Raw genomic sequence first — 24,204 nt, forward strand, 5'->3', positions numbered from 1 at the left:
AAACACACCCTATGAAAAAATACACTTCATTAAAGCTTAAATATTTTCCAACTTTTTTAATTCTGATCGCCTTCAGCGTAATGACTTCTTGTTCGGATAACGATGATGTGCTACCGGATGATCCTCAAAATGAACAAACCGAAGATGACGACCCAGAAGCGGTTTCCTGTATTGAGTTTCAAGTAGCCATAGGTGGGAATGACGCAGACATAGTAAATCAAACAATAACCACCTCAGACGGTAATTATTTGCTAATTGGTGCTTCTAAATCAAACATTTCGGGAGACAAATCAGAAGCCTCTCGCGGCGACCTAGATTTCTGGGTCGTAAAAATGAATGGGAATGGCGACGTATTGTGGGACAAGACCATTGGTGGGGATGCTGCTGATGTTGCCTACGCAGGATTAGAAACTCCAGACGGCGGTTTTTTAATTGGCGGTTACTCCCGTTCGGGAACCTCGGGTGATAAAGCTGAGCCCAATCTCGGTGAGCCAGACCTTTGGTTAGTGAAATTGAGCAGCAGCGGTAGTTTGGAATGGGAAGAAGCCTATGGCGGCAGTGGTTATGAAGAAATTCGAGCCCTGGGATTGGCTGCCGATGGAAACTATATCATCGGATCCTCATCAAACTCTCCTGCGTCATCGGATAAAGCAGAAGACTCCCTTGGAGATATTGAATCTCTAGACTTTTGGCTCTTAAAGGTAGACACCGATGGCAACATTCTTTGGGAGAACACCATTGGCGCCAATAAGACGGATCGTCTGTACGATATGGCTGTAACTGCAGAGAACGAAATTTTGATGGTAGGCAGTTCCATCTCTGATGCTGGTTTTGATAAAACAGAACCTTCACAAGGAGTCTCTGATTATTGGATCGTCAAAGCTGCTGCCAACGGTACACCCATCTGGGATGAAACCTTCGGAGGTACAGAGAATGAATTGGTCAGCCGTCTTTTGTTGCTTGCTGACGGGAGCTTTGTGGTTAGCGGCAGTACCTTCTCCAATACCTCTGGAGACATTACCCAAGACAACAACGGGGAAATAGATTATTTCGCTGCAGCCTTCTCTTCTAGCGGAAGCCCGCTTTGGCAGAATACACTCGGGACGGAATTCTCCGATCAAACTTTGACGGTGAATCAATTGAGCGATGGAAGTTTCATTCTAGGAGGATACTCTTCTGCTGGGATCTCTGGAGATAAAACCCAAGAGAATCAAGGGTTCTTTGATATCTGGCTTACAGCCTTGGACGCTAATGGCGAATTGATTAACGAATTAAGCCTCGGAGCTCTTGGTAATGATTACGTGAGTGACATTGTGCCCACTGCAGATGGCAGCTTCTTGGTAATTGGTCATTCTACGGGCGACATTAGCGGAGATAAAACCGTCGCCAACCTTGGCGCAGAAGACTTTTGGATACTTAAACTAGGCTGCTTAGACGCAGACTAGACGTCATACCATCGGCGTAAAGCAAAGCGATTTATTCCTCCGGGATTGAATCGCTTTTTTGCTGGAGTTCTAAATCAAAAAATAGAATCTCTAGTGGTGAGTTCTATCCGCAGTTCAAAATTAGCCTTGCCGCCTTGTTATTCAAATAAATAATAGTACATTTGCACCCCGATTTTGTCCAAATAAGGAATGTTTAATACAAAAAATTAAAAGGGTGGATACATTAAGTTATAAAACAGCATCTGCAAACAAAAGCACTGTAAAAAAAGAGTGGTTGCACGTTGATGCTGAAGGACAGACGTTAGGTCGTTTGGCTTCTGAAGTTGCAAAATTGCTACGAGGAAAGCACAAGCCTAGCTACACCCCTCACGTGGATTGTGGTGACAACGTGATCATCACCAACGCAGAAAAGGTAGTACTTACTGGAAACAAATGGGCCGATAAAACGTATATCCGTCATACGGGTTATCCAGGTGGACAGCGTTCACTAACTGCTCAAGAGTTGAAAGAAAAGAATCCTGCAGGTGTTGTTGAGAAAGCTGTAAAAGGCATGCTCCCAAAAAATAAATTAGGTGCTCAATTATTTAGAAACCTAAAAGTTTACGCAGGAGCTGAACACGGACAGGAAGCACAAAAACCAAAAACAATTAATCTTTAACGAAAAGTAATGGAAGTTATTCACAAGATTGGTAGAAGAAAGACTGCCGTTGCTCGCGTTTATGTTTCTCAAGGAAAAGGAAACATCACTGTAAACAAGCGTTCATTGAATGAATACTTTACTACAGACGCACTACGTTACAAAGTGAACCAACCGTTCATGTTAACTGACAACGAAGGAAGCTACGATGTTAACGTATACGGAGGTGGAATCACCGGACAAGCAGAAGCTGTTCGTTTGGCGATCTCAAGAGCTTTGTGCGAAGTGAACGAGGAGTACCGTGCAAATCTGAAACCAGAAGGCTTGTTGACTAGAGATCCAAGAATGGTAGAGCGCAAGAAATTCGGACAGAAGAAAGCGCGTAAGAAATTCCAGTTCTCTAAACGTTAATTGGCCGCACTTGCCGCTTGAGGCAAGTGCCATCCGTTCATTTATTATTGAAACAGCTGTTATTTCTGCCTAAGGGCAGGAAGTTAGTTTAGCATCTAAACCACCCCAAAGGGTGCGTTGCTATCTAGACAGAACGTAAACTAAAACAAAATGGCAAAGAAAATCGAAGTAAAAGAATTACTCGACGCCGGGGTGCACTTTGGGCACCTCACCCGTAAATGGAATCCAAACATGGCTCCTTATATCTATATGGAGCGCAACGGAATCCACATCATCAACCTTTACAAGACTGCTGCAAAAATTGACGAAGCTAACGAGGCGCTTAAAAAGATCGCCGCTAGCGGACGCAAGATTTTGTTCGTAGCTACTAAGAAGCAAGCGAAAGATATCGTTGCTGACAAAGCGAGCAAAGCAAACATGCCTTACATCACTGAGCGTTGGCCAGGTGGTATGTTGACCAACTTCGTAACTATCCGTAAGGCAGTTAAGAAGATGTCATCTATTGATCGTATGAAGCAAGACGGTACTTTTGACTCTCTTTCTAAGAAAGAAAAGCTTCAAGTAAACCGTCTACGTGCTAAGTTAGAAAAGAACTTAGGTTCTATCTCTGACATGAGCCGTTTGCCAGGTGCATTGTTCATCGTGGATACGACTCGTGAGCACATCGCCGTAAAAGAGGCACAAAAATTGAACATCCCGATTTTCGCTATGGTTGATACCAACAGTGATCCTCGTGAAGTTGATTACGTAATTCCATCTAATGACGATGCTTCTAAGAGTATCGAAAAGATCGTTGCTCAGGTTTCTGACGCGATCATTGAAGGATTGGAAGAGCGTAAAGCCTCTAAAGAAGGAGAAGCTAAAGCAGCTCCAAAGGCTGAAGCAGCTCCGAAAGCAGCACCAGCTCCAAAAGCTGAGCCAGCTGCAAAACAAGAAGAAGAATAAATGTATTCGAGCGGAATTCCGCTTGAGTTTTTCAACACTTAAAACACAAAAAAATGGCAAATATCACAGCCGCAGATGTAAACAAATTGCGTAAAGCAACTGGAGCGGGGATGATGGATTGTAAAAAAGCTTTGGTTGAGGCCGATGGTGACTTCGACAAGGCGATTGAGATCCTTCGTAAAAAAGGTCAGAAAGTAGCTGCAAAGCGTGCTGATCGTGACTCTAGCGAAGGAGCTGTTATTGCAAAGGTAAACGATGGTGCTTCTAAAGGAGTGATCGTTTCTTTGAACTGTGAAACTGACTTCGTAGCGAAGAACGATTCTTTCGTTTCTTTGGCTCATGACCTAGCTGAATTGGCTTTGGCAAGCAGCTCTAAAGAAGAGTTCTTGGCTGCAGATTTTAACGGTATCTCTGTTCAAGACAAATTGACTGAGCAAACTGGAGTTATCGGTGAGAAGATCGAGATCGGTGATTTCCGTGTATTGGAAGCTCCTTTTGTAGGTTCTTACATCCATGCAGGGAACAAGATCGCTGTTCTTACAGGTCTTTCTGCTGATGTTGACGGTGCTGATGTTGTAGCAAAAGATGTTGCAATGCAGGCCGCTGCAATGAACCCTGTTGCTCTAGACGAGTCTGGAGTTGATCAGGCAACCATTGAAAAGGAAATCGAGATCGCTAAAGATCAATTGCGTCAAGAAGGAAAGCCAGAAGAGATGTTAGACAACATCGCTAAAGGAAAACTAAAGCGTTTCTTTAAAGACAACACTTTGGTTAACCAAGCTTTCATCAAAGACAACAAACAAAGCGTTAGCCAGTACGTTAAGACTATTGGTGATGTGAATGTTGTTTCTTTTGAGCGCGTTGCTCTTGCATAAGCATTCAACGATATAAAATAAAAAACCCGCTTCATTAGAAGCGGGTTTTTTTATGGTCTTTTTTTTGGGTGCTTACAAATCAGTACGCGTAATGGTGATTGATCCGATAGCTGGCGTCAATCCTCCAGAGGTTCCAATTGGAGGCGTATTCACAACAGTAATATTGCCTTGTGGACTCGTTGGATTGTCTGCAGCGTTGTAAGTGTCTCCGCTGTCGGTTCCAGCGTCAAGCACAGAAAGTGTCAAGGTCTCCTCGCTCACCAAAGCATCGCTTGGCAAAACAATAGAGAAACCGTCAACTCCTGCAAACCAGTCCGGACTCGGCGTCAAGGAAACCACAAAACTAATCGAAGTCTTTTCAGGATCTACTGTTACGTTTACAGATTGTGCTGCTGTTGGTCCTGCTCCAGCAGCAGAAGAAGTCACGAAGAAATCCACGCTGTCTTCAGAACCTGAACTGGTCAATTCCGTGGCCAAAGCACTACTGTCTCCAGTCTCCGCAAATACCTGCAATCCGGCACTTGCTTGTTGACCCAACCTGAAAACATTGTTACCCGGTGCGTGAACCGCTACCAAAATATTAGAGAATGCAGCATTAGCTGGATAATCTGTTGGGAACTGATCTTCAGTCCAATTCGGGTTAAAGGTGACGCGGTAAGTGGCAGTTACCGGATTGTCCCCTTCTCCTCCGCCATCGTCAGTGTTGTTGTTGTCGTCGTCGCTCGAGCAGCCTGTAAAAACTAGAGCTGCTAATAGAGCTAGAGATAGAAACTTTTGCATAATTAATTTTTTCTAAAGATAGTATTATTTGATTTGATGAATTTAATCTCCCGATTTTTTTCATCGGAGGTCAAGTATACGAACGTTCAACAAAATAAAAAATTACTTTTTCTGACTATATTTGCACAAACCCGCGCTAAGGCATGAAATACAACAGAATTTTACTCAAATTATCCGGAGAAGCCCTTATGGGAAATCGCCAATATGGTATCGATCCAGAGCGTTTAGACGACTACGCCAGAGAGATCAAAAAAATAACGGATTTAGGGGTACAAGTAGCTATCGTGATTGGTGGCGGAAACATCTTTAGAGGTGTTGCGGGAGCTTCCCGAGGCATGGATCGTGTTCAAGGTGACCATATGGGTATGCTGGCCACAGTGATCAATGGTTTGGCGCTACAAAGTGCTCTAGAAGACAATAAAGTTCCGACGCGTTTACAAAGTGCGATAAAAATAAATGAGGTGGCCGAACCGTTTATTCGTAGAAAGGCGATCCGTCATTTGGAAAAAGGACGTGTAGTAATTTTTGGTGGAGGGACCGGAAACCCTTACTTCACCACAGATTCAGCGGCCGTTTTACGAGCTATTGAAATCGGAGCCGATGTGATCTTAAAAGGAACACGTGTGGATGGAATTTACACCAGTGATCCAGAAAAAGACTCCGACGCCACAAAATTTGACTATATTTCCTTTGACGATGTTATTAAGAAGGGCCTAAAGGTTATGGACACCACTGCTTTTACTTTGAGTCAGGAAAACGAGCTTCCAATCATTGTATTTGATATGAATACACAAGGGAATCTCTACAAAGTGATCAGCGGTGAAAAGATCGGAACTAAGGTGAATATTTAACGAATTTTTGGCCTGATATTTGACATCCCCAATATAAATTTGGTTTTATGGACGAAGAAGTAGACTTTATTATTGACGCAGCCCGTGAAGGGATGCAGAACTCTATAGATCACCTGAAAAAGAAGCTGATCAACATCCGCGCTGGAAAAGCCTCGCCGTCAATGGTGGGAAGCGTTATGGTTGAATACTACGGCACGCCTACTCCCTTGAGTCAGGTGGCTAACGTAAACACTCCAGATGGAATGACCATCTCTATTCAGCCTTGGGAGAAGTCTTTGATCCCTGAAATTGAAAAAGGGATCCAAATGGCCAACCTAGGTTTCAACCCGATGAACAACGGGGAAAGTGTGATCATCAATGTGCCGCCACTTACAGAGGAGCGCAGAAAGGAATTGGCCAAACAAGCCCGATCAGAAGCTGAAGAAGCTAAGATCGGTGTGCGTAACGATAGAAAATCAGCCAACAACGAACTTAAAGGATTAGACATCTCCGAAGATTTGAAAAAGAATCTAGAGATCGATATTCAAGAAATGACCGATAAACACATTGCCTTGATTGACCAGATCCTCGATAAGAAGGAGCAGGAGATCATGACGGTGTAAGCCCTCGTCAATATAGGCCCGCAAGGGCCTTTTTTAGTACCTCATTTGCAAAAGTCTGCCGCGTTTATACTGTTGTTTTTGCTGACCACTTCCCTGGCCATAGCTCAGCGACCCGTGGTAACCACGCAAGACAGCATTCCAGAGAAACCGCCTTCTGTCTTTAAAACAGGCTTCTACCCGCTTTCCTTTTTTGACTTTGACCTGCGCTACTTGCTCAAGTACAACAACTATGAAGGAATCCGATTAGGAATGGGTGGCACCACCAACGACAAGCTTTTTGAGAGCTTGAAGTTTGGCGGCTATTTTGCCCGTGGTTTTAAAGATCAGGCTTGGAAATTCAGTTTTGGGGGCAGTGTGCGTTTGGCAAAGGAACCTAAATCATGGCTCAGCTTGACCTATGTAGATGATATCTCAGAACTGGGTAGTTTCTTTTACTTGACCGACGCACGAGTTTACAATGTTTTTGAACCGCGCCTGGTCAACATCTCGCAATTTTACAAACACCGAACTTGGCGCACCAACTATCAGCAACAACTCACTCCAAAGATATTGGCGGAGTTCAAACTATCGCGCGCTAACATCACTCAGATTGAAGATTATCAATTTGAGATCGGCAATGAGGTCTTTTCCAATTACGTCATTGCGGAAGCTACGGCCTCTTTTAGATTTAGTCCAAAAACGAACTTCTTTTTAAGTGAAGACGGTGAGATTGAATACTTTGACGGGTTCCCAAAGATAACCGCACAAGTGTCGCAAGGACTGCGGAGTTTCTTTGATGGAGATTTTGAGTACATCAAACTAGGGCTCAAACTAGACTACTATATTAAAAGGACCGATCTGTCCAGCACCAATATTCTCTTGGAAGGGAAATTGGGAATTGGTGATATTCCCCTCACCCACCTTTTCCATGCCTTCCCGAACAGTCCTACCCGGGATCGGATCTTGCAACGTTTCTCTGTTGCAGGTAGACAGAGTTTTGAGACCATGTATTTTGGGGAGTTCTTTTCAGATAAATTGATCTCATTGCAAGTACGTCATGCGCTACGTCGTTTTTATATTTCGGATAGAATGAAACCCGAATTGGTCTTTATAACACGGCATGCCTTGGGGTCTCTGGTACAACGTGAAAGACACCTCGGTTTGGACTTTGACACTTTAGAGCAAGGTTACAATGAGCTCGGCATGGAACTCAACAAAATTTTCTCTGGTTTTGGACTGAGTTTTGCCTATCGATATGGTGCCTACCACCTGCCTGAATTAGAAGACAACCTTTCCTTTAAATTCACCTTCTACCTTAGTATTTAATTAACCCGGCAAATCCTCCGCTTTGCCTGTTATTTTAGTACCTTTGCGCGCATTGTAAGCTGTTGTAGTGGATAAACTTTTCAGTATAGGATTTTGGGGCGCCGTGGCCCGTTTCATTTTGCGCAATCGCCTGCTCATGTTATTGGTGATCGCAGGGATGACGGTCTTTATGGGACTGCAATGGAAACATATGCGTTTCACCTATACAGAGGCCAACCTACTCCCGGACGAACATGAGGTCAATCTAGCCTACAACAATTTCTTGGAAACCTTTGGAGAAGAAGGGAATTTGATCGTGATCGGTGTAAAAGACACGGCGATCTTCCAACCCGAGAACTTTTTGGCGTGGGATGCACTTTCCAAAAAAATTGGACAGTACCCAGAAATTGAACTGACCCTGTCCGTAGGAGATCTGCAGGTATTGAACAAGAACGATGATCAGGAGCGTTTTGACCTGGAACCTTTCATCACAGATTCTATCCCTACGGCAGAACAACTCGCCTGGTACAAATACCGTCTTTTTGAAAAACTGCCTTTTTACAAAGGGCTTTTATACAGTCCGAACAAGCAATCCATAAGAACTGGGATCTATCTCAAAAAAGAGTTGGTAAATACACCCGCTCGACGAGATTTTATCATCAACGATCTGATTCCAGAGATCGAGAAGTTTGAGAACACTTACGACATCACCGTTTACACCTCGGGGATGCCTTATATCCGCACCCTGAACTCACAGAATATCATTGACGAGATTGGATTGTTCATTGGGGCCGCGCTACTAGTGACCTCTTTGATCTTTTTCTTTTTCTTCAGATCCTTTAGAGCGACCTTCATTTCCATGATCACCGTGATCATTGGAGTAATGTGGGCCTTTGGTATTTTAGGCTTGCTGCATTATGAAATTACTGTGCTTACCGCGCTGATCCCACCTTTGATCATTGTGATAGGAATCCCGAATTGCATCTTTTTGATCAATAAATATCAGCAGGAAATAAAATCCCACGGGAATCAAGCCAAATCGCTACAACGAGTGATCACCAAGGTTGGAAACGCCACCTTGATGACCAACGTGACCACGGCTTCAGGTTTTGCGACTTTTATTTTAACCAAAAGCCAATTGCTTAAGGAGTTTGGTACGGTGGCTTCGATCTGTATCATCGCGATATTTTTACTCTGTCTGTTTATCATTCCGATTGTCTACAGTTATATGGCGATCCCGAAATACAAGCACTTAAAGCACTTGAACAAGCGCTGGATAGGCAGCTTTGTATCTTGGATGGAAAACATGGTGAAGCATCACCGCGTAGCCATCTATGCCGTTTCTGTGATTCTTTTAACGGCGAGCATCATTGGGATCTACAAGATTGAGATCTCCGGAAGTATCATTGAAGACATGCCTAAAAGCGCGGACTTCTTTAAAGACATCCGCTTTTATGAAAAGGAATATGAAGGCTTGATGCCTTTGGAGATCCTCATTGACACCAAACGTAAAGAAGGCGTAATGAAGCTGGCTACCATAAAACGAATGGATAAGCTTCATACCATTATTGAGGAAATCCCTGAATTTTCAAACCCGATCTCTGTGGTCAACTTGGTGAAGTATTCCAAGCAGGCTTATTACAATAACAATCCGGAGTTCTATCAGTTGCCCAACTCCCAAGAGCGCACCTTTATTCTGTCCTTCGCCAAAAACTCTTCAGAAAGCACAGATCTGATGAAAAGTTATGTGGACACCACAGGGCAATATGCGCGGATCACAACCTTTATCAAAGACACGCCAACGGAGCGGATGAATGAAATTGAAAGCGACTTACTGGAGGAAATTGGAAAGATCTTCCCAGAAGAACGCTACGAAGTCACTTTAACCGGAAAGGCTTTAGTATTCCAAAAAGGAACGAGCTATTTGGTGCGCAACCTGATTATTTCTTTATCCCTAGCGATCTTGTTGATTGCAATTTTTATGGCTTGGATGTTCCGTAGCGTGAAGATGATCCTGGTGTCTTTATTACCAAACCTATTACCCCTATTAGTGACAGCCGGAATGATGGGATTCATTGGTATTCCTATCAAACCCTCAACCATTTTGGTATTCAGTATTGCCTTTGGTATTTCTGTGGATGACACCATTCACTTTTTGGCCAAGTACAGGCAGGAACTCATCGCCAAAAAATGGAAGATCTCCAGATCAGTTTATGCAGCGCTCCGTGAAACCGGTGTGAGTATGTTTTACACCTCCATTGTGCTGTTCTTTGGTTTTTCAGTATTTATGATCTCCAGCTTTGGAGGTACAGTGGCTTTAGGCGGATTGGTTTCGGCCACTTTACTCTTTGCCATGCTGTCAAACCTCATGTTACTCCCCTCCTTGTTGCTTTCTTTGGAACGCAGCATTGCCAACCAGGATACGATGCGAAAACCATCGCTTAGAATCATCTTGGACAAAGAAGAAATTGAATCCCTAAAGGATAAGTAAACAGGGGCTTGTCGGTGTCTTGACGAACATCTATATTTGCCCCGTATAAAGCGAAAGTTATGAGCTATAAAGAAGTATTAGAGTTGCTCCAAAGCGAGCCTTCCTTACAAGAATTTACTGTACGCGGTTGGGTGAAATCCTTCCGTTCTAACCGCTTTATTGCCCTGAATGATGGGTCTACTATTAAAAATATTCAATGCGTCGTTGATTTTGAGAATTTTGACGAGGCATTACTCAAGCGCATTACCACTGGATCTGCGATTGCAGTAACCGGAACTCTAGTGGCCAGTCAAGGAAGCGGACAAGCCGTTGAAGTAGCTGTTTCTAAAGTAGAGATCTTAGGAGATGCTGATCCGGAAGAGGTTAAGCTCACCGTACTGTCTCCAAAGCGTCACACCTTAGAGAAGCTACGCGAGCAAGCACATTTGCGTGTGCGCACCAATACCTTTGGTGCGGTCATGCGTTTGCGCTCTAAGCTGGCTTTCGCAGTGCACGAGTATTTCCAAACCAACGGTTATTACTATATGCACGCCCCGATCATTACCGGGAGTGATGCAGAAGGAGCGGGAGAAATGTTCCGCGTAAGCACTTTGGACCCTAAGAATCCGCCACTAACTGAGGATGGTGATGTGGATTATAAAGAAGACTTTTTTGGCAAGGAATCTAACTTGACCGTGAGTGGTCAATTGGAAGCAGAAACCTATGCCATGGGCTTAAGCAAAGTGTATACTTTTGGCCCGACCTTTAGAGCAGAGAATTCAAATACTTCGCGTCACTTGGCCGAATTCTGGATGATTGAGCCAGAGGTTGCTTTCTGTGATTTGGATGGCAATATGGATCTGGCAGAGGACTTTATCAAATACGTTATCAAGTATGCCGTTGAGCATTGTCAAGACGATTTGGCTTTCCTAGAAGAGCGATTGACCAAAGAAGAATCCAGCAAACCGGCAGATCAACGCAGCCCAATGCCGCTACGCGAGAAATTGGATTTTGTATTGAACAACCAATTTAAGCGCGTAAGCTATACGGAGGCCATTGACATTTTAAAGAATTCCAAGCCTAACAAAAAGAAGAAGTTTCAATACCCGATTGATGAATGGGGAGCAGATCTGCAAAGTGAGCACGAGCGCTATTTGGTAGAGAAGCATTTTAAATGCCCAGTGATCTTGTTTGATTACCCAGCAAACATCAAGGCATTTTACATGCGTCTAAACGAAGATGAGAAAACCGTTCGCGCTATGGATGTGTTGTTCCCAGGAATTGGAGAGATCGTTGGAGGATCGCAGCGTGAGGAGCGCTATGATGTACTCAAACAAAAGATCGCTGATCTTGGAATTGATGAAAAGGAACTTTGGTGGTATTTAGACCTACGTAAGTTTGGTACTGCAGTTCACTCCGGATTTGGATTGGGCTTTGAACGTCTGGTTCAGTTTGTTACGGGAATGGGGAACATTAGAGATGTGATTCCTTACCCTAGAACACCGAAGAACGCGGAATTTTAGACCCAGAAAAAGCCAATAGAAAACGATCTTAATTACCTTTTTAAGATCGTTTTTTTATAACTTTATGTACAACTCGTTTAGATGTTAAAACAACAACTCAATTTTAAACTCTCTCAAAAGCTATCTCCGCAGCAGATCCAGCTGATGAAGCTTATTCAATTGCCTACTCAGGCTTTCGAACAGCGCATTGCTCAAGAGATGCAAGAAAACCCAGCACTAGAAGGCGGAAAGGATCGTACTGAAGAGCGGGAAGATTCCTATGAGGGAGAGCAAGAATACGAGTCCGACGCAGAGAAGATTGAAACAGACATCAATATTGATGACTATCTGAGCGATGACGAGATACCGTCCTACAAGCTCTCTGCAAACAACTACAGCAGTGATGACGAGGACAAACAGGTACCTTATGCCTCTGGAACTTCCTTTACTCAGTTTTTAATGACGCAGCTCAATACCTTTCGTTTGGATGAAGAGCAGTCAGAGATCGCTGAATTTTTAGTGGGAAGTGTAGATGAGAGTGGCTACATCAGACGTCCTGTGATTGACATTATGGATGATCTGGCCTTTACCCAAAACGTATACACTACAGAAGAGAAGATTGAAGAGGTTCTGGAACTGGTACAACAGCTAGATCCAGCAGGAGTAGGCGCGAGAAACCTGCAAGAATGCCTGCTGTTACAATTGGAACGCAAATCTCCTACAGCAGAAGTGCAATTGGCAATAGATATCATTGAGGATGCCTTTGAACTCTTCAGCAAAAAACATTACAGCAAGCTGCAGCACAAATTCAATATCACTGAAGACGAGCTGCGAAACGCCATACATGAAATAGAAGGTCTCAATCCAAAACCCGGAGGCACCTATTCCTCCAGCACGCGAATGGTGGAGCACGTAGTTCCAGATTTCACCATCCGAATTGTTGATGGCGAATTGGAACTTTCACTCAACGGTCGCAACGCGCCAGAGTTACACGTGTCCAAAGAGTATTCAGACATGCTTAAAGGGTATAAGGCCTCCAAAGAAAAGACGAAGTCTCAAAAGGATGCGGTACTTTTTATAAAGCAGAAACTAGATGCCGCCAAATGGTTTATAGAGGCCATTAGACAGCGACAACAGACCTTGCTGGTCACTATGAATGCCATTATGCATTATCAGCATGAATACTTCCTCAGCGGCGATGAGCGCAAACTGCGCCCAATGATCCTGAAGGACATCGCAGATACCATTGGTATGGATGTCTCTACGGTTTCTCGAGTTGCTAACAGCAAATATGTAGACACACCCTATGGAACTAAATTGATCAAGGAGTTCTTCTCAGAATCCATGAAGAATGATCAAGGCGAAGACGTTTCCACAAGAGAGATCAAAAAGATCTTAGAGATCACCATATCAGAAGAAGATAAAAAGAAACCCCTCACCGACGATAAACTGGCCAAGATCCTTAAAGAAAAGGGATATCCAATTGCCAGACGCACCGTTGCCAAGTACAGAGAACAATTAGACCTGCCTGTTGCGCGTTTACGCAAAGAGATCTAATGGGTATATTCTTACGCATAGCGGCTTATTTGTTTCACCCCTTGTTCATGCCAATGCTTGGGGCTTTTGTGTATTATATGGTGACCCGACGGTTTTTTGAACCCGAGATCATCCAAACCAAGCTAGTAGCCTTACTTATTGTGACGGTTTGTATACCCGTAGTTTGCTTTTATTTGCTTCGGAATTTAGGGTGGATCTCCTCCATGAGTTTAGAGACGGTTCGCGAGCGCAAAGCACCGCTAATGATCCAGTGTGTCTTGCTATTGTTGGTCCTAAAAATGGTCTACAACCCCTATGACACTCCAGAGCTGTACTTCTTCTTTGTCGGGGTCTTATTTGCCACTTTAGCGGCCTTTATATTGGCAGTTTTAGAATTTAAAGCCAGCCTTCATATGATGGGTGTAGCTGGTGTGACCTTCTTTGTCTTTGGCCTCAGCGTACACTTTTCCACCAATATGCTCTTAGCATTGGGATTATTGTTCTTCATAAACGGATGGGTAGCCAGTTCCAGACTCTATACCCGATCACATACTGCTCCAGAGTTATTGGCCGGAGCGTTCTTAGGCGTTATGCCACAGCTGATCCTTTTGGGTTATTGGCTATAGGAAATAAAAGAGAATACCGAGCTTAAGCGGTCTAAAATTGAGTACGTTGTCCTCCAGTTTTGCTTCTTGATCAAAGAAGGCGGTAAAATTATAGGCCGCGTAGAAATTGATGGTGTTGTATCCTAATAACAGAAAAGCCTCTGCCTGAAAGGGATTAAAGGTCTCAACATTATTGAGCTTAAATCGTGTGCCATCTTGGACAAAGGTAGCCCGATTCCAATAGGCATAACTAAAGATCACACCCGTGTGTACACGGTAGAATTTGAACTGTTTAGGCGAACTGCTCCTCCATCTAAACTCCAAGGGTACCTCAACGTGATAAACACTAAAGCGATTGCTCTCAAAGTTGGTCTCCTCATTAAGGACCTGAAACTGTAATTGGTTGTTATCATCTTCTGAGATGGCCAGGGTGTTTCCGTAGCGATTGAATCCCAAACCTGCACCCAATCCAATGGATAGGGTTCTGCTGGCATTTACAGGCATATCACGTACAAACCCAAAACGGGCACCACCGGTAAAACCGCGGATCTTAACATCGGGAGGTGTATCGGTAAGCAAATTATAGGTCACCCCAAAATAGAACTGATCCTCTCGGTATTTTTCATCTAAAGGGACACTGTCCTTAACGGTCTCAGTATCATCCAAAGACTGCCCTAACATCAGTGGAGAACTGATTAAAAACAGGCCGAAAAACAGGAATCTGGATAACATCATTTTAAATATACCGAATAAAAAAACACCTCCAATAATCATGGAGGTGTTTTTAAAGATTAACTAAAAACCTTTAGTTCATATTCTCGAAAACCTGGGCTTGATCCACGGCTTTACGTGTGGTGTAGTTGATCTTGTAAGCTTCTACTTTACGCAGTTCTTGCTTGATGTCACTAACCAATCCCATATTGGTTTCGCTGTCTACCTTAAGTGCTGTTGTCAAGAAAGGAATAAGTGCTTCGTTCTTCTTAGCACGCTCAGACTCAATATAGAGTTTGATATCCTTTACATCAGCAAACTTGTCTCCCAGCTGAATGCGCGCTTCCTGTCCAAATGTAGACTGGTAACGCTCACTAGGCTTCCCGGCATAGATATAGATGATACGGTCTTTCTTATCAAGCTTCTCCAATTGGTTTGCCGTTGGCAAAGTGTTTTGGATTTTAAGCGTGTTTTGACGCATCACAGTAGCCACCATAAAAAAGAACAGTAGCATAAATACAATATCCGGTAGCGAGGCCGTTGAAATTGCCGGTAGATCGCCTCCTTTTTTCTTTTTGAATTTACTCATAGTTTGTTTGAGTTTAGGGTTAAACGTCTACTTTTTTGGTTCGGCTTCGGAAAGTTTTTGTGGAAACAACAACTTTACTTGTTCTATTTGCTCCTTTAGCTTTTCTTTATCACCAGTATAGTTACTTCCGTCTTTTACATCGATCTCCATCTGAATAAAGCTCTTGTTAAAGAGACGCTGGGCCTCACGCTCACGAAGCGCGGTGTACGCGGCTACCAACTCGTTCTGTACTGCGATATAAGCTTTGTAGCTGGTAAAACGGTCATTCTGTAAGGAAATGATCGCCTTATCAGGGTTGTCAGATGATGCTGGATCTTTCTTACCACGGCAATAGTCACAGCCTTCTTCGCCTGTTCCTCCACCGTTGTCCAAGAACGCCATAGCGGCCTCCTTAAGGTCTTTAATTTCCATCACTTCATCTTCTACCAGAAGCAAATCGTCTTTATTAATAAGAACAGTAAAAATGTTCTTTTGCTTAATAATCGGAGGGTCTTCAACATCCTCTATAGGAGGCAATTTACGACTGATACCGCTGTCTACTTCGATCGTGGTTGTTACCAGGAAGAAGATCAATAGTAGGAAGGCGATGTCCGCCATAGACCCTGCGTTTACTTCGGGTGCAGATCTTTTTGCCATACCTTATAATTATTTAGCAATTAATTTCTTGATTCCACTAAAGAGCATAGTACCAATGGCTACGAAAGCCAAGATATAAAAGGTTCTTAGACCAGCTCCTACCCAGCGTGCGCCGCTAGCAGAAAGCACCTCACCGTCCTTCATTGGAGTCTCAACTCCTTCAGAAATACCGTAAGAAATGGCAACAACCAATACGAATGCTCCTATTGAAATCAGGGTCTTCTTAATGTCCCCTGCAAAGATTCCTTTAACTACGTAGAAGAGTACTAACACCAATACAATGGCGAGCACTACATAGGCTACGAACATGAAAGGATCTACTACGCTCCCCTGAATGGCAGCGTCACTCTTGATAGCCTCGTCCCCTGTGGCAATCACGCGTCCTAATAGAATTAGGCCAACGACTCCCAGAGCTAAGGCTACGTATTTTAAAATTTTATGTAAACCCATAATTTAAATTGGTGTGATTATTACTTCTTGTTTTTGTAGTCAACTAACATATCGATAAGTGTGATCGATGCATCTTCCATATTGTTAACGATGCTGTCAATCTTAGCGATGATGTAGTTGTAGAAGATCTGAAGGATAATCGCAACAATAAGACCAAATACTGTGGTCAAAAGTGCTACTTTAATACCTCCCGCTACCAATGATGGTTGCATGTCTCCAGCTGCCTCGATCTTATCGAAGGCCTGAATCATACCAATTACTGTACCCATGAAACCAAGCATCGGTGCCAGTGCGATAAACAATGAAATCCAGGACACGTTCTTTTCTAGTTGTCCCATTTGAACTCCTCCGTAAGCAACTACTGCTTTCTCTGCAGCGTCAATGCTTTCGTCGGCGCGGTCAAGACCTTGATAGTAGATAGATGCTACAGGTCCTTTTGTGTTACGGCATACTTCTTTAGCAGCTTCAACACCACCGCTATTTAGCGCATCTTCAACGCTTTCTGCCAACTTCTGCGTGTTGGTAGTAGAAAGGTTAAGGTAAATGATACGCTCAATGGCAATAGCCAAACCAAGGATCAAACAAAGAAGTACAATTCCCATGAAACCAGGACCTCCTTCGATGAAACGCTTTTTAAGCTCTTGGTGGAAACCAGCGTCAGCGTCATCCGCTGCTCCGGCATCTGCATCTTGAATAATGTTAGATGATACTGAGGTGATCACCTCGTGTACATTGTTGGCATTGTACGAGTTAGCTTGTGCACTAAAACTACCTGCACATACCATGGCGGCAATTGCCAAAATAGAAAATAATTTTTTCATTGCTATCGACTTAAAAGTTTGTTTTTAGTTAAGGGTTTAAAGATAAAAAAATATTCTTTCAAACAAAGAAGAATGCTATTGCAAAGCCGCTAAAAACGTGGATTTTTTTCAAAATTAACCCCCATTCCTTGACAGCTTCGTAATAGCAGGTTCAAAACAGTTGGGAATTAACATTTTCAGACACTCATAAAGAGGCCTGAGAATGAAGCATTTGCCAAACTATTTGTAGGTATTATCGGGTTTGCATGATCACCCGCTTAACAACAGTGCCAGATTCTGTCACTATTTTCAAATGATAGACTCCAGAAGCAAGATTAGAGAGATCCAAACTTTTAGAGGCTTGTAGATCGGACAGTTGATTTACCGTTCTACCCAATTGATCATAAAGTTTGACCTCCAAGATCATTTGGTTCGTTTGAATATTTAACAATCCTGAGCTTGGGTTGGGATACACTTCGAGGAGAGTACCGTCAGCTTCAAAGGTGTTGAGTACATTATCCATCTTGAGGATCCAAAAATCAGCTTCACCATAGTTTGGGCCTTCGTGATCGCCTCCTGCTGCCGATGATGATGCACCACTTACCAATAGATTGCCGTAACCGTCAATTTTAATTTCCGTAGCTCCGTCATTAAAATACCCACCAATAGTATCGTCCCAAAGTACATTTCCATCAGTATCTATCAGAAACAACCAAAAATCACTTCCACCCACGCTGGGTTCCGACTTATCTGCTGAAGCGGCCGAAGAAGAAGTGGTCGCTACCATAATATCTCCTTCTGGTGTCAATTTAATGTCTTTTACTTCCTCGGCTTGATCACCACCAATAGTATTTTCCCAAAGAATGGTACCGTCGGTATCTAAAAGCAAGGCCCAAACATCCATTGAACCCAAGGAATCCTCGGATTTATGACCATAACTGTTGGATCTTGAAGTGCCCGCCACAACAATGCGACCGTCCGGGAGTTCCAAGACGCGAGCTCGTCCGTCCCAATCCAAGCCGCCAAGGGTGCGGTCCCAAACTACGGCTCCGGTGTCATCCAAGCGCACAATCCAATAATCTCTGGAACCTACCCCGCCAATACTCTCTTCTGACTTATCTGCAGAACTGTTAGATATGGAAGTTCCTCCTAGGATCACACCGCCATCGGCTAATTCGTAAAGCGATTCCAGCCAATCGTTACTGGTACCGCCAATGGTATTTTGCCATTGTATTTCCAGATCGGCATTGAGCTTTAAAACCCAGTAGTCCCAGCCACCTATATTGGGTTCGTTTTTATCAAAGGAACCGGAAGAATCCGAAGTTCCACCCATGATGTAGCCGCCATCACTGGAAACAACTATATCTCTTAAATGATCTGAGTTGTTTGCGCCGATAACCTTTTGCCATTGCTCGTTCCCATCAGCATCTACTTTGACAAACCAAAAATCGTAGAGGCTGTAATAATTAGGCACCGTTTTGTTTCCCGACACCCCGGATAAACTGGTACCCGCAACTAAATAACCGCCATCTGGCGCATTGAGAACAGTTCTTACAGAATCAGAAGTGTCACCTCCAAATCCGCGTTGCCAAAGTATAGTGCCGTCTGAAGCAAACTTGATCACCCAATAATCGCTGTTTCCATAATTGGGAACGGTCTTTAGCCCAGAAATCCCAGAGGACGAATGTCCGGCAGCAATAAAATGACCGTCTGGAGTTTCAATAATGCTCATAGCGGCATCACCCGCTGAACCTCCAAAGCTGTTTTGCCAATAGAGCTCGTATTCTTGCCCCATGAGCGGGAAGCAAGAGAGCGCAAGACCAAAAAGGACAAAAAGGGTTTTCATAGCATTTGTGGATCTTTATCTAACGTTGTCCACCCTTAAAAGTAGCAAAAAAATATAAGCTGTTGAATTACAGCCGCTAATACATGAAGTTTGCCTGGCGTTGAAGATAAACTTCACGGGTGAGGTTTAATTTATTTCCAAGGTCCGCCGTCCTGGGTCACCGCCACAAAACTGGGTTTGCCCTCTTTTTCGGCTTCTCGATCAAATCTAAACAGGCCCTTCCAACCGCCCAGCCAAAATCGGTCTTGATCATCTTCATAAAACGTAATGATACCTTGGGAAAGGAGTCCGTCCTTCTCATTAAAGAGTTCAAAGGTCTCACCGTTGTAACGGTACACGCCTTGATGTTCTGCAGCGAACCAGAGATCACCTTTGCGGTCTTCATAAACACCAGAGGTCTCTACGCCGTCCACGATGCCATCTTTAGTAAAATGTTCAAAGGCACCATCAGCATATCTGCTAATACCGCCCAACATACTACTGATCCAAATTCCACCTTTGCTGTCCTCGTAAAATCCACCGGCCTTATTGTCCTGCAGACCATCCGCAGTAGTTAAAAATCGAAATTCCTCTCCGTCGTAAATTGTGATCCCGTAACCGTCAAAAGAAAACCAAAACTGCCCCTTACTGTCCTGAAAAATATCTCCTACGCCATTATCGGAAAGTGAAGGGTTGGGATTTTCCTCCTCAGGTTTAGGAACCTCAAAAGGATAGATCTTTCCGTTTTCCATATAAGAGACGCCTTGGTTGGTTCCAAACCACAAGCGACCGCTTTTATCCAAATACATGCCGTAAACACCGTCATCTGCCAAACCGTCTTTGGTGGTGTAATTTCTAAAGACGCCATCCTCATATTGGGTCACGCCGCCAGCGGTGGCGATCCAAACTACGCCTTGCGGATCCACTAGAATCTTATTAACACGATCATTCCCCAAGCCGTCCTTTTCATTAAAGTACTGCAACTGGGTCCCGTCATGACGCGCCACCCCATAATGATTGGTGCCCATCCAAACCTGGCCTTGCTGGTCCACAGCTAAGGCGCGCACCCAATGCGCTACTTGCCCTTGATAAAAGATTTCTACATAATCATCTACCGGGACACCATAGGGGTTTTGATTGAATATATCGGATTGATAGGCTGTTGGGGCAACAGGCTTAGCCTGCTTCTCCTGAGTTTCTGCAGATTCTGATTCTTGCTGCCCTTTACAGGCCCCAACGCTGAGCAAAAATCCACCCAGCACAACCAATAGAATTCTTTTATTCGTTATTGCTGCCATACCTTTAAAGATAACCATTAAATGAAGTCCGCTTAGAACTTTAACAATCCTTAGTAACCTAAATAGGTCGCCACCAAAGCCGGATCAAAATGCGAACGCTTAAAAGGGTGTGCCTCCGTATTGAACAAATAGGCATTAAAATCAAAGCCGTCTTGATCCACCCCAGCCAAATAGAAATACTTTAAGGTCTCGGCGTAGAAATAGGTCGCCAAATAATCTTTGGGCTCCTTGGTGCGGACATCTTCCACAGCATTGAAAGCTACCTCGTTTCTACAACAAGCATTTATATCTTTCCAATAGGTTTTGATCCACTCCAAATATTTGGGGTCTCTGGTGATCTGATGCAGATAATACGCAGACTCCACAATCTCCGGATTCAACTCAGAATTGGAATACTCCACCTTATCCTCTTCATACAAATAACGCGTAGGCAAAAGTTGGTATTTATTCCACAACCAATTCCAGGTTTCCATGTTCCGCTCGGCATTTTCGAGATCGCCATCCAAAGCTTGAACCGCAGGATAGAAAGCATCGTACAATGACATGGAACGCTTCACCACAGCTCCAGTATTCATGTCCACACAACGGTAAAAAAGCTTGCCGTCAAACTCCTCTGCATAATGCGAGTTGATCGCTTCTCGGCTGGCCTCCCACATGGCTTTTACCTCCGGATCCGGAAACAGCACCGTGCTTTTCATGAGGTACTCATAATAAGAATCCACGCCTGCTTGCAGATAACTCCAAGTGTTGGTCCACTCCCCGGTTTCCACGTTGATATAATCACCGGGCAAACCAATTTCAGAGCGTCTGTCAAAAATGGCCTTTGAAGCTCTCTTGGCCGCCTGATAATATTTAGGGTCTTTGGCGTATTAGCTCAGAATTCCAAACTCAATCAAATAGGTTGCGGCTTGCGCCACGTTGATCACGTTTCCTTTACCTTCACCTTGATTCCCGGCAACAGCGCCTGTCTTTAAATTCACCGAATGATACGGCATCCCCGTTGGCGAATCAAAAGCAGGTAACATACGGTCGCCAAAATCAATGGCTTTGGCCAAAACCTCTGGATTTTGCGTGTGATCATAAATGGCTAACAAACCTCCCAGAATTCTAATATTGACCTCAAAGATCTGCACATAGACATCTTTGTCCCAGTCCATGGCCAAGGCATAGGCCTCTATCTCTTGGGTTTCCGCCTCCAAGCCCATCAGCGCCAAAGTACTGTAAGCGTCTATAGGTGAAATGCCTAAAGACTCCTCATACCAATTGAATCCTTTTTTAGAAAGCGGCAAAAGCACGTCATAACCCCAGGCGTACTCTTTGTACGCAGACCAACTGCGCTGCATTTCTGCTTTGACCTCATCGGCAAAGCTGATTTCTGGTTCCGGACTAACTTCTGAAGTTTCTTTAGATTCCTTACAGGCCGCAGCCAGCAGTAGGATTACGAGCAGCAAAAAGCCTGCTCGCAAAAAGCGGTTCTTTTTCATGGAATTAAAGGTACAGGTTTCCAATGGGATCTTGGGCTCTCGTTTAACGCAGTAACAAGAACAACACAAGCCTGACTCTTCTAAGCATAAATTATGTGGCTCATTTTATTTCAAAGTAGGTGTAGAAAAATTCAATACGCTCCACAAAAATCTCTTTATCATTGGCATTCATTTGACCCGTACTCCATTTTACAGGCCAGGCATCAATGAATTGCCATGTTATAAGAGGCTTCCCTCCCTCATCCAGAAGATTTACAGTAAGCGGTTTGGGTTCAGTTGGCCCGTCGAGCCCCAGTTGCATCGTATTTAAACACCACTTTGCAAGACTACCATCGGCTTTTATAAGGCCTCGTTTTACAACCAGGTTGGAGTATTTCACATTTGTTGGCACCCGACGAACAAGTCCATTCTCACCTGCTTCAGAAATCTCCTCAAAACTCAACTCACTATACAAGCCACTAATTTCTTTAAATAAATTCTGCTCATTGGCAGCATCGCCAGAAATCCTGACAGAAAAGTAATTACCTACAGGCGTTTCATTGGATTCAGGCATATTTGGTCAGATTTAAATGCTCTTCAAGATACATTTTAATATCAAAATCCTGTAGCTTACTTTTGGCCGCTTGATACAGCGGATGCCTTGGGTTTCCCTTTGCAGTTAATTTACCTGCTATTCTGTAATTGAGATCATTCGGCTTGAGCAACTCAAAAATATCTACCAGACAAGGTATAAAGTATTTTCTGTGGCCTATCAGATCACCATAAGCTAACCACAGGGTGTCAAAATTGTACCGCTGAATCGCAGATGCTATCTGCGCCAGATTTTCTTTGTGGAGTTGATTGTTGATGCGCTTGTGAATGCGCGCCGGGTCAGTGGCGCGCTGCGGATAGACATTGAGCATTAAGAAACCGTCATAGCCGTTGTAATTGGCTATGCGCTTTACCGAAAGCATGGTGCGATCCAAATGTTCAGAACAAGCTGTTGACGGGTTAATCCCTAGAATAGCGATCATAGTTTCCGACTCCTCGCCCAGCAAGTAGCGAGCCGTATTGGTTGCATTGTGCGAATAGATCGGCAGGGTTTCCATCACAGTAAAACTAAGAGAATTTATTTTATGGGCGCGCCCCTCACCTTTATGTTCGGGTCGGGCTTTCGCTACTCGCTCTGCCTGGACGGCAGGAGCTCAAACAGAGCGCTCTATCCCTCGCGCGGGGTTGGTTAGAGGTTTCTGTGTGGGCCTTTGTTTAACATGAGTACGATCAATCGTTCTGTAAGTGCTCCACGTAGCGGACTACCCTCTTTAAGCAGATCATTCCCGTTTTGATCAAACACCATAACCGCACTAAAATATTCGGTCGCAGATTCTTCTCCGTCTGTAATGATATAGAACTCTTCATGTGTACCCAATAACTTACAGCGTTCCCAAATAACTTGATTAATAAGCGGATTGTACTTGCCTTCATAACGCGCATCCCACTCGCCAAAATTATTGAAGAAAGCAGATTGAATATCTGTAGCTGAGGCAATGGGCTCAAACTGCATTTCAGTCACATAGGTAGTGTCATTATCCTCCACATAGGCGCGCTCAACGAGCGTATAACGGATATCGTATTTGGGGGTGACTGCTTCTTGAGTGAAGGTGCAGGAAACAACCATTAGCCCTAACATAAGATAAGAGCAAAGAACTCTTAGGAATTTCAATTTTGAATTCATTAGTAAAGTAATTGCGGGGAGCATTTCAATTTAGGGAAATTAGTCTGAACCTCCTGAAAAGGTAATTTCAGGATCTTGCAAACCTTCTATTATTTGGTCAACCGCATACTCTCCTCGAAAGGCGTAGTAATTGCCTTTTTTATCAATGAGCACAAAACTCCCACAAGGAAAGTGAATGGGGAAGAAGAGCTCTTGAATGGTTTTTGGATCATCTTGAATCCAGTTAATATTTTTACCGTAGGTATTATTGGCTTCGGGCTTGTTGTAAACATAAAAGATATCGGTAGCTTCTAAATTCTCAATTTCTGCATTAAGCCTCCTGTGACTAGCCCTTATGGATGATCTGTTTCCTGTCCTTAAACACTTGTCCATCCCAGGAGAATACACAATGACCAAATACGTTTTTCTATCCAGCTCCTTTCCAGATCGCTCATACAAACTCTTTCGCAGCAGTTGATGGGTCCTGCTGTCCAATCGATCCTTAAGAACTCTTTTAGCCTTTACATGAACAATTAGTTCTTCCGAATCATAATCCAGATAGAAATAAGATTCAGTTTCTTCTTTGTCAAATTCTTCTTTAGTAATGGTCTCCCTCCATTCGTTGACATAGACTTCTGTTTGTGCAAACAGTCCGGCGGATGTAGTTAAAATTAAGAGTAGAGTAAGTCTCAACTTTTTTAGAAAAGCTATCATAAGTATTAAAATGCGGGGAGCATTCCAATTTAGGGAAAATGTGGGAAATGGGATTGGGGTT

General features: G+C 43.7%; 24 protein-coding genes and 1 pseudogene. 12 read left to right on the forward strand and 13 right to left on the reverse strand.

Translation table 11 applies throughout. The annotated features are described in order from the left end of the window. Positions 1–11: 11 nt before the first annotated feature. The 5 genes from POW22_RS00365 (at position 12) to tsf (ending at position 4,313) form a co-directional block, all read left to right on the forward strand. Positions 12–1,445 (forward strand): T9SS C-terminal target domain-containing protein, encoded by a 1,434-nt coding sequence (locus POW22_RS00365; protein ID WP_272830379.1) that lies wholly within the window; start codon positions 12–14, stop codon positions 1,443–1,445. A 214-nt stretch (positions 1,446–1,659) separates the two neighbouring features. Beyond that, complete coding sequence (rplM, locus tag POW22_RS00370; RefSeq protein WP_272830380.1) at positions 1,660–2,103, forward strand: 50S ribosomal protein L13; 444 nt, start codon at positions 1,660–1,662, stop codon at positions 2,101–2,103. A 9-nt stretch (positions 2,104–2,112) separates the two neighbouring features. After that, entirely contained in the window at positions 2,113–2,493 is a 381-nt protein-coding gene (gene rpsI / locus POW22_RS00375) for a 30S ribosomal protein S9 (protein ID WP_272830382.1), read from the forward strand. A 150-nt stretch (positions 2,494–2,643) separates the two neighbouring features. Further along, positions 2,644–3,438 (forward strand): 30S ribosomal protein S2, encoded by a 795-nt coding sequence (gene rpsB / locus POW22_RS00380; protein ID WP_272830383.1) that lies wholly within the window; start codon positions 2,644–2,646, stop codon positions 3,436–3,438. A gap of 53 nt (positions 3,439–3,491) precedes the next feature. Then, the gene (tsf, locus tag POW22_RS00385; RefSeq protein ID WP_272830385.1) at positions 3,492–4,313 is read left to right on the forward strand and encodes a translation elongation factor Ts; all 822 of its coding nucleotides are present in this window, start codon (positions 3,492–3,494) and stop codon (positions 4,311–4,313) included. 72 nt (positions 4,314–4,385) lie between these two features. Here tsf and POW22_RS00390 read toward each other — a convergent pair whose 3' ends face one another. Then, positions 4,386–5,093, reverse strand: coding sequence for a spondin domain-containing protein (locus POW22_RS00390; protein ID WP_272830386.1), 708 nt, complete (start codon positions 5,091–5,093; stop codon positions 4,386–4,388). Positions 5,094–5,236: 143 nt separating this feature from the next. Between POW22_RS00390 and pyrH the strand changes: the two genes are divergently transcribed. The 7 genes from pyrH (at position 5,237) to POW22_RS00425 (ending at position 13,964) form a co-directional block, all read left to right on the forward strand. Then, the gene (gene pyrH / locus POW22_RS00395) at positions 5,237–5,944 is read left to right on the forward strand and encodes a UMP kinase (RefSeq protein ID WP_272830387.1); all 708 of its coding nucleotides are present in this window, start codon (positions 5,237–5,239) and stop codon (positions 5,942–5,944) included. A gap of 47 nt (positions 5,945–5,991) precedes the next feature. Further along, complete coding sequence (gene frr, locus POW22_RS00400) at positions 5,992–6,546, forward strand: ribosome recycling factor (protein WP_272830388.1); 555 nt, start codon at positions 5,992–5,994, stop codon at positions 6,544–6,546. Positions 6,547–6,624: 78 nt separating this feature from the next. Next, positions 6,625–7,851: a hypothetical protein gene (locus POW22_RS00405; protein ID WP_272830389.1), complete on the forward strand. Its 1,227-nt coding sequence runs from the start codon at positions 6,625–6,627 to the stop codon at positions 7,849–7,851. A 67-nt stretch (positions 7,852–7,918) separates the two neighbouring features. Then, positions 7,919–10,321: an efflux RND transporter permease subunit gene (locus POW22_RS00410; protein WP_272830390.1), complete on the forward strand. Its 2,403-nt coding sequence runs from the start codon at positions 7,919–7,921 to the stop codon at positions 10,319–10,321. Positions 10,322–10,380: 59 nt separating this feature from the next. Then, positions 10,381–11,823, forward strand: coding sequence for an asparagine--tRNA ligase (asnS, locus tag POW22_RS00415; RefSeq protein ID WP_272830391.1), 1,443 nt, complete (start codon positions 10,381–10,383; stop codon positions 11,821–11,823). A gap of 81 nt (positions 11,824–11,904) precedes the next feature. Next, positions 11,905–13,359 carry an RNA polymerase factor sigma-54 gene (gene rpoN / locus POW22_RS00420; RefSeq protein WP_272830392.1) on the forward strand — a complete coding sequence of 485 codons (1,455 nt, stop codon included), beginning with the start codon at positions 11,905–11,907 and terminating at the stop codon, positions 13,357–13,359. Then, complete coding sequence (locus POW22_RS00425) at positions 13,359–13,964, forward strand: hypothetical protein (RefSeq protein ID WP_272830394.1); 606 nt, start codon at positions 13,359–13,361, stop codon at positions 13,962–13,964. Before rpoN ends, POW22_RS00425 begins: the two co-directional genes overlap by 1 nt. Here POW22_RS00425 and POW22_RS00430 read toward each other — a convergent pair. The 12 genes and pseudogenes from POW22_RS00430 to POW22_RS00485 form a co-directional block, all read right to left on the reverse strand. Next, positions 13,959–14,624 carry an outer membrane beta-barrel protein gene (locus POW22_RS00430; RefSeq protein ID WP_272830396.1) on the reverse strand — a complete coding sequence of 222 codons (666 nt, stop codon included), beginning with the start codon at positions 14,622–14,624 and terminating at the stop codon, positions 13,959–13,961. The genes POW22_RS00425 and POW22_RS00430 overlap by 6 nt on opposite strands. A gap of 124 nt (positions 14,625–14,748) precedes the next feature. Further along, positions 14,749–15,243 carry an ExbD/TolR family protein gene (locus tag POW22_RS00435; protein ID WP_272830397.1) on the reverse strand — a complete coding sequence of 165 codons (495 nt, stop codon included), beginning with the start codon at positions 15,241–15,243 and terminating at the stop codon, positions 14,749–14,751. Between the two features lie 27 nt (positions 15,244–15,270). Then, positions 15,271–15,879: an ExbD/TolR family protein gene (locus POW22_RS00440; RefSeq protein WP_272830399.1), complete on the reverse strand. Its 609-nt coding sequence runs from the start codon at positions 15,877–15,879 to the stop codon at positions 15,271–15,273. Between the two features lie 9 nt (positions 15,880–15,888). Further along, positions 15,889–16,329: a hypothetical protein gene (locus tag POW22_RS00445; RefSeq protein WP_272830400.1), complete on the reverse strand. Its 441-nt coding sequence runs from the start codon at positions 16,327–16,329 to the stop codon at positions 15,889–15,891. Positions 16,330–16,349: 20 nt separating this feature from the next. Beyond that, positions 16,350–17,150, reverse strand: a complete 801-nt coding sequence (locus POW22_RS00450) for a MotA/TolQ/ExbB proton channel family protein (RefSeq protein ID WP_272830401.1) — start codon at positions 17,148–17,150, stop codon at positions 16,350–16,352. 232 nt (positions 17,151–17,382) lie between these two features. Beyond that, the gene (locus POW22_RS00455) at positions 17,383–18,975 is read right to left on the reverse strand and encodes a T9SS type A sorting domain-containing protein (protein WP_272830402.1); all 1,593 of its coding nucleotides are present in this window, start codon (positions 18,973–18,975) and stop codon (positions 17,383–17,385) included. Between the two features lie 131 nt (positions 18,976–19,106). Next, positions 19,107–20,252: a ligand-binding sensor domain-containing protein gene (locus POW22_RS00460; RefSeq protein ID WP_272830403.1), complete on the reverse strand. Its 1,146-nt coding sequence runs from the start codon at positions 20,250–20,252 to the stop codon at positions 19,107–19,109. A 50-nt stretch (positions 20,253–20,302) separates the two neighbouring features. Further along, a pseudogene (locus POW22_RS00465) lies at positions 20,303–21,736 on the reverse strand (glycoside hydrolase family 47 protein). Between the two features lie 100 nt (positions 21,737–21,836). Beyond that, positions 21,837–22,289 (reverse strand): phage tail protein, encoded by a 453-nt coding sequence (locus POW22_RS00470; RefSeq protein ID WP_272830404.1) that lies wholly within the window; start codon positions 22,287–22,289, stop codon positions 21,837–21,839. Beyond that, positions 22,282–22,824, reverse strand: coding sequence for a DUF1643 domain-containing protein (locus tag POW22_RS00475; RefSeq protein ID WP_272830405.1), 543 nt, complete (start codon positions 22,822–22,824; stop codon positions 22,282–22,284). The genes POW22_RS00470 and POW22_RS00475 overlap by 8 nt, the downstream gene beginning before the upstream one ends. A gap of 131 nt (positions 22,825–22,955) precedes the next feature. Continuing rightward, positions 22,956–23,393: a hypothetical protein gene (locus POW22_RS00480; protein ID WP_272830407.1), complete on the reverse strand. Its 438-nt coding sequence runs from the start codon at positions 23,391–23,393 to the stop codon at positions 22,956–22,958. Positions 23,394–23,489: 96 nt separating this feature from the next. Further along, on the reverse strand, positions 23,490–24,122 hold the full coding sequence (locus tag POW22_RS00485) for a hypothetical protein (protein ID WP_272830408.1): 633 nt from the start codon (positions 24,120–24,122) through the stop codon (positions 23,490–23,492). Positions 24,123–24,204: the final 82 nt, after the last annotated feature.

It is taken from the genome of Gilvibacter sediminis, from assembly GCF_028561565.1.
Lineage (GTDB): Bacteria > Bacteroidota > Bacteroidia > Flavobacteriales > Flavobacteriaceae > Gilvibacter > Gilvibacter sediminis.

Bases quoted from the DNA above. Each gene is read 5' to 3' on its own strand.
- POW22_RS00365 (WP_272830379.1), top strand. From the start codon at position 12: ATGAAAAAATACACTTCATTAAAGCTTAAATATTTTCCAACTTTTTTA.
- rpsI (WP_272830382.1), top strand. From the start codon at position 2,113: ATGGAAGTTATTCACAAGATTGGTAGAAGAAAGACTGCCGTTGCTCGC.
- rpsB (WP_272830383.1), top strand. From the start codon at position 2,644: ATGGCAAAGAAAATCGAAGTAAAAGAATTACTCGACGCCGGGGTGCAC.
- tsf (WP_272830385.1), top strand. From the start codon at position 3,492: ATGGCAAATATCACAGCCGCAGATGTAAACAAATTGCGTAAAGCAACT.
- POW22_RS00390 (WP_272830386.1), bottom strand. From the start codon at position 5,093: ATGCAAAAGTTTCTATCTCTAGCTCTATTAGCAGCTCTAGTTTTTACA.
- pyrH (WP_272830387.1), top strand. From the start codon at position 5,237: ATGAAATACAACAGAATTTTACTCAAATTATCCGGAGAAGCCCTTATG.
- frr (WP_272830388.1), top strand. From the start codon at position 5,992: ATGGACGAAGAAGTAGACTTTATTATTGACGCAGCCCGTGAAGGGATG.
- asnS (WP_272830391.1), top strand. From the start codon at position 10,381: ATGAGCTATAAAGAAGTATTAGAGTTGCTCCAAAGCGAGCCTTCCTTA.
- rpoN (WP_272830392.1), top strand. From the start codon at position 11,905: ATGTTAAAACAACAACTCAATTTTAAACTCTCTCAAAAGCTATCTCCG.
- POW22_RS00425 (WP_272830394.1), top strand. From the start codon at position 13,359: ATGGGTATATTCTTACGCATAGCGGCTTATTTGTTTCACCCCTTGTTC.
- POW22_RS00430 (WP_272830396.1), bottom strand. From the start codon at position 14,624: ATGTTAGGGCAGTCTTTGGATGATACTGAGACCGTTAAGGACAGTGTC.
- POW22_RS00435 (WP_272830397.1), bottom strand. From the start codon at position 15,243: ATGAGTAAATTCAAAAAGAAAAAAGGAGGCGATCTACCGGCAATTTCA.
- POW22_RS00440 (WP_272830399.1), bottom strand. From the start codon at position 15,879: ATGGCAAAAAGATCTGCACCCGAAGTAAACGCAGGGTCTATGGCGGAC.
- POW22_RS00445 (WP_272830400.1), bottom strand. From the start codon at position 16,329: ATGGGTTTACATAAAATTTTAAAATACGTAGCCTTAGCTCTGGGAGTC.
- POW22_RS00450 (WP_272830401.1), bottom strand. From the start codon at position 17,150: ATGAAAAAATTATTTTCTATTTTGGCAATTGCCGCCATGGTATGTGCA.
- POW22_RS00455 (WP_272830402.1), bottom strand. From the start codon at position 18,975: ATGAAAACCCTTTTTGTCCTTTTTGGTCTTGCGCTCTCTTGCTTCCCG.
- POW22_RS00460 (WP_272830403.1), bottom strand. From the start codon at position 20,252: ATGGCAGCAATAACGAATAAAAGAATTCTATTGGTTGTGCTGGGTGGA.
- POW22_RS00470 (WP_272830404.1), bottom strand. From the start codon at position 22,289: ATGCCTGAATCCAATGAAACGCCTGTAGGTAATTACTTTTCTGTCAGG.
- POW22_RS00475 (WP_272830405.1), bottom strand. From the start codon at position 22,824: ATGGAAACCCTGCCGATCTATTCGCACAATGCAACCAATACGGCTCGC.
- POW22_RS00480 (WP_272830407.1), bottom strand. From the start codon at position 23,393: ATGGTTGTTTCCTGCACCTTCACTCAAGAAGCAGTCACCCCCAAATAC.